Below are 938 nucleotides of genomic sequence, written 5' to 3'. Positions count from 1 at the left end.
AGTCTCTGGGTATAGACCCGAAACCCGGTGATCTATCCATGGGCAGGTTGAAGGTTGAGTAACATCAACTGGAGGACCGAACCGACTACCGTTGAAAAGTTAGCGGATGACCTGTGGATCGGAGTGAAAGGCTAATCAAACCGGGAGATAGCTGGTTCTCCCCGAAAGCTATTTAGGTAGCGCCTCGGACGAATACCACTGGGGGTAGAGCACTGTTTCGGCTAGGGGGTCATCCCGACTTACCAACCCGATGCAAACTCCGAATACCAGTGAGTACTATCCGGGAGACACACTGCGGGTGCTAACGTCCGTAGTGGAGAGGGAAACAACCCAGACCGCCAGCTAAGGTCCCAAAGTGCTAGTTAAGTGGGAAACGATGTGGGAAGGCTTAGACAGCTAGGAGGTTGGCTTAGAAGCAGCCATCCTTTAAAGAACGCGTAATAGCTCACTAGTCGAGTCGGCCTGCGCGTAAGATGTAACGGGGCTCAAACTAGCCACCGAAGCTGCGGCAGCATGTTTACATGCTGGGTAGGGGAGCGTTCTGTAAGCCGATGAAGGTAAAGCCGAGAGGCATGCTGGAGGTATCAGAAGTGCGAATGCTGACATGAGTAACGATAAAACGGGTGAAAAACCCGTTCGCCGGAAGACCAAGGTTTCCTGTCCAACGTTAATCGGGGCAGGGTGAGTCGGCCCCTAAGGTGAGGCTGAAGAGCGTAACCGATGGAAAACAGGTTAATATTCCTGTACCAAGTATGACTGCGATGGAGAGACGGAGAAGGCTAAGCGATCCGGGCGATGGTTGTCCCGGTTTAAGCGAGTAGGTTGGGGATTTAGGCAAATCCGGATCCCTAAGACTGAGACGTGATGACGGTGGTTCTACGGAACCCGAAGTCGTTGATGCCCTGCTTCCAGGAAAATCTTCTAAGCTTCAGGTCATA

The 938-nt window shown here is 52.5% G+C and carries 1 rRNA gene; it reads left to right on the top strand.

The features are described 5' to 3' along the window. A 23S ribosomal RNA gene (locus DUW71_RS17475) occupies positions 1–938 on the top strand; the annotation flags it as partial.

Origin of the sequence: Salinibius halmophilus, from assembly GCF_003577475.1 — a bacterium.
Classification (GTDB): domain Bacteria; phylum Pseudomonadota; class Gammaproteobacteria; order Pseudomonadales; family Natronospirillaceae; genus Salinibius; species Salinibius halmophilus.
This window is presented reverse-complemented; position numbering and strand designations above follow the sequence as displayed.